Source organism: Streptomyces sp. SID5785, assembly GCF_009870065.1.
In the GTDB taxonomy this organism is placed as follows: Bacteria; Actinomycetota; Actinomycetes; order Streptomycetales; family Streptomycetaceae; genus Streptomyces.
Window position 1 is genome coordinate 1 of sequence record NZ_WWIA01000052.1, and the last position, 3865, is coordinate 3865.

The 3865-nt window shown below is 77.6% G+C and carries 2 protein-coding genes and 1 pseudogene; all 3 read right to left on the bottom strand.

The features are described from left to right. On the bottom strand, positions 1–1126 hold a 1126-nt coding region (locus tag GTW43_RS01685; protein WP_237536343.1), incomplete at its 3' end, for a DUF5682 family protein. A gap of 6 nt (positions 1127–1132) precedes the next feature. Beyond that, a complete protein-coding gene (locus GTW43_RS01690; protein ID WP_161299744.1) occupies positions 1133–2311 on the bottom strand; it encodes an AAA family ATPase in 1179 nt (392 codons plus the stop codon). Positions 2312–2465: 154 nt separating this feature from the next. Continuing rightward, positions 2466–3865, bottom strand: a pseudogene (locus GTW43_RS01695) (hypothetical protein); the annotation flags it as partial.

The following is a 3865-nucleotide window of genomic DNA, read 5'->3' on the forward strand; positions in this document are numbered from 1 at the left end:
CCGCCCGGCCCCGGCCGAGGGGCTCGCCCTGGGCGAGGACGGTCTGGATCGCCTCGACGAGCTCGCCGCGCCCGGGGGCGGGCAGGGCACGCAGGGCGGCGAGGTCACCGGCGACCCGGGTCACCTCGCGCGCGTCGGCGGGCCCGCTGGGGTGGCCCTGTGCGCGCAGCCGGGCGCTGACCTCCACGGCGGAACGCAGCACGGCCTCGCGCAGCGCGGTCGGGTCACCGGCCGCGTCCAGGACCCGGTGCTGCCACTCCGGGTCCCTGATGCCCGCGGGGTAGCCGGAGCGGGCGTCGAGCAGCGGATACGTGTACGGGACGAGGCTGACGGTGCAGTCGGGCCCGGCGGGCGGCGGTGCGGGCACGACCGGGTCGGGTCCGTCGGCGGCCAGGGCGGCGCCGGTGAGGGCGGCGGCGTGGAAGGAGCCGATGACGGCCGCGGCGCGGCGCCCGCCGCGGCCGGCGGCGCGCAGCCGGGAGCGCATCCAGGCCTCGCGGGCCAGGTCGAGCGGGTCGACGCCCGGGCCGTCGGCCGCGTCCTTGCGCAGTGCCCAGCCGGTCAGCAGGGCCGCCCGGCGCAGCTCTTCCGGGGTGGCGCCGGGGGCGGGGGCCTCGACGAGCCGGTCCCACAGGTCGTCGCCGTCCCGGCCGGTGAGCCGGTCGCGCAGGGCCGCCCCCAGTCCGGGCTCCGAGCCGTCCCCGCCGCCGGAGCCGCGCGGCTCCCGCCAGGACCGGTCGGCGAGCGGCAGGTCGCAGGCGACGACGGGCACACCGGCGTCCCTGGCCCAGCGCAGCGCGGCCAGTTCGGGCGAGAAGTCGGCGAACGGGTAGAACGCGGGCCCGCGTGCGGGCGCGTCCGCTGCGGCCTCCGGGTCAGGGCCGGGGACCGCCGCGAGGGCGACCGGTGCGACGGTCCGCTCGTCGGCCAGCCAGCCCAGGAACTCCTGGGTCTCCGCGGGCAGTTCGACGAGCAGCACGTCGGGCCGGGCCACGTCGAGCAGCGCGGGCACGGCGGCCGCGAGCGACGGCGCGTGGTGCCGGACGCCGATCAGGTACGGGCCGTCGGGCGCGGTGAGCGCCGCCACGGCCTCGTCCGGGCCCCCGGGCAGTGGCGGGGTCGTCATGGCGGGTCAGGCCTCCAGCGCCGGTCGCAGGTCCCACAGGGTGCGCCAGGTGGCGGAGCCCTCCTCGGCGCGGCGGCGCACGGCCCCGTCCCAGTAGCCGAGCAGCCGGGCCGCGTCCGCGGGGTCGTCCTTGCGCACGACGCCGGTGAGGTGGCCGGGCAGCAGCGCGAGGGGGTCCCGGTCGCCGGGGAAGTAGGCGGCCGCCAGGCCCAGCGCCGTGGCCACCGAGACGGCCTCGGCCGTGCTCATGACGGTCGAGGGCCGCTCGATCTCCCAGCCCTCGGCGGAACGCCCGCTGCGCAGCTCGCGGAAGGCGGTGACGAGGATGTCGAGCACCGTGTCGTCGAGCCGGTAGGCGGCGCCGGAGCGCTCGACCGCGGCCTTCGACTGGCTGCGCACCAGGGCCAGTTCGGCGTCGAAGTCGCCGATGGGGCCGACCGTCTCGAAGTTGAACCGGCGCTTGAGGGCGGCGGACATCTCGGAGACGCCCTTGTCGCGCAGGTTGGCCGTCGCGATCACGTTGAACCCGGGGGCCGCGTGGGCCTGGGCGGCCTCCGTGCCGGCGAGCTCGGGCACGGCGACACGGCGCTCGGACAGCAGCGAGATCAGCGCGTCCTGCACCTCGGGCAGGCAGCGGGTGACCTCCTCGACGCGGGCGATCGCGCCGCGCCGCATCGCGGTGAGCACCGGCGAGGGCACGAGCGCCTGCGGGCTGGGGCCCTGGGCGAGCAGCAGCGCGTAGTTCCACCCGTACTTGAGCTGGTCCTCGGTGGTGCCCGCGGTGCCTTGGACGGTGAGGGCGCTGGTTCCGCTGACGGCGGCCGCAAGGAGCTCGGACAGCATGGACTTGGCGGTGCCGGGCTCGCCGACGAGCAGCAGTCCGCGCTCGCCCGCGAGGGTCACGACGCAGCGCTCGACGAGTGCGCGCTCGCCGACGAACTTGCGGGTGATGGTCGTGCGCCGTGGCGTCCCCTCCGGCGCGGCCGTGCCCTCGGGCAGGCTGAGCGGCCGGTCACTGCCCATGACGAAGGTGACGACCGCGCGCGGGGTGAGGGCCCAGCCGGGCGGCCGGGGTCCCGCATCGTGTGCGGCGAGGAAGGCCAGCTCCTGGGCGTGGAGTTCCTCGGGCGGCACGATCTGCCGGGCCGGTGCGGTGGCTGCCGGGTCCGTCTCGGTGGTGGTCATGGTCGCGTCCTTCTCGCTCTTCTCGCTCTGTTCGTCCGTGTCACGCGGCTCGTCCGTGTCACGGGGCTCGTCCGTGTCACGCGGCGCGCGCCGGCCGGGCCGGCCGGTGGTGCCGTGCGCGCCCGGTGCGCCCGCGGCGGCACCGGGGCCCTGCTCAGGCACGCCTGCGCCCCTTGCGGGTGGCGCGGGTGGTCAGCTCCTCGTACGCCGGGACGTCGCCGTCGCACACCCGTCGCCAGGCGCGGGCGAACAGCTCGGGGACGGGCATCAGCGGCACCGCGCGGCCCGCCGCCGGGACGTCGTACAGGCCGCTCTTCCAGCCCTCGACGGGCAGTGCCGGGCTCTTGAGGGCGAGCCAGCCGCCGGGCAGGAACAGGCTCCGTCCTGCCCGGCTGCGCTTGGCCTCGACCACCAGGTCGGTCGCGGCCAGCTCGGCGCGGGCCTTCTTGAGGCGGGCGGGCTTCCAGCCGGTCCAGCGCGCCACGTTGCGATCGGTCGGGTCGGGCAGGGCGAGCAGCTGGAGGTACAGCACGGCGGCGTCGGCGCCGATGCCGTGGGTCGCGGCGACCTCGTCGACGAGCGTGGGCACGCTGAGCGCCGGGTCCTGCGCGAACCCCTCGAAGCCGCCGTCCGCGGCGAGGGCCCGGGCGAGGTCGTCGCCGAACACGGCCGCGATCCGGCGCAGGGCGCTGCCCGCGCCGGTCCGTGCGAAGCCCTCGACGAGGCCGATCGCCGGGTCGTCGGGTCCGGTGAGCCCGGCGGGCCGCAGCAGCGTCATCTCCTGGTCCCCGTACCAGGGGTGGAGCACGAAGGCGCTGCCGACCCGGGTCGTCCCGTCCGCCCCGGCGCCGCCCGTCTCGGGCAGCCCGTGCGCGGTGCGCAGCCGGGCCGCGGTGGCGGCGCGGCCCTCGGCGGCCCAGGAGAGACCGCAGTCGAGCAGCAGTCCGGGGTCGGAGAGCCGCTCGCGCAGCGCGGCGAGCCCCTCGGGCAGGCGGGCGCGCAGCGGGTGCCCGTACGGCAGTCCGTAGGCGAGAGCGGCGAGGCCGACGACGGCGCCGGTGACGCTCTCGCGGCCGGGCAGGGCGGCCGGGTCGTCGGCCACCACTCGGCCGTTGTCGTCGAGGCGCTGGGTGGTGGTGCGGGTCAGCCAGGCGTGGCGGGCGGGGTTGAGGACGGCCTCGGTGCCGGAGAGGTCGCCCACGACCGCGACGTGGTCCAGGTCCTCGGGCAGCCGCACCAGGGTGCCGAACCGCTCGGTCCAGGCCGCACACGCGGCGGCCACGTCGAGTCCCGAGGTCCCCAGGGTGTCGAGGTCCTCGGGCAGGAGGGCGGCGGCCACCGCGAACCGCTCGTCGAGGGGCAGGGCGGTCAACCGCACCTCACCGGCCTCGATCTGGGTGCGGGTGAGGCCGGTCAGCTCGCGGACCTCGGCCATGTCCTCGGTGGTGTGCGTGCCGGAGGGCCTGCCGGTGAACAGCAGGGCGGCCTGGGCGGGGCCGCAGCCGGGTACGGCGGCGAGGGCGGCGACGGCATCGGGGTCCCAGGCCGCCGGAC

Bases quoted from the DNA above. Each gene is read 5' to 3' on its own strand.
- GTW43_RS01690 (WP_161299744.1), bottom strand. From the start codon at position 2,311: ATGACCACCACCGAGACGGACCCGGCAGCCACCGCACCGGCCCGGCAG.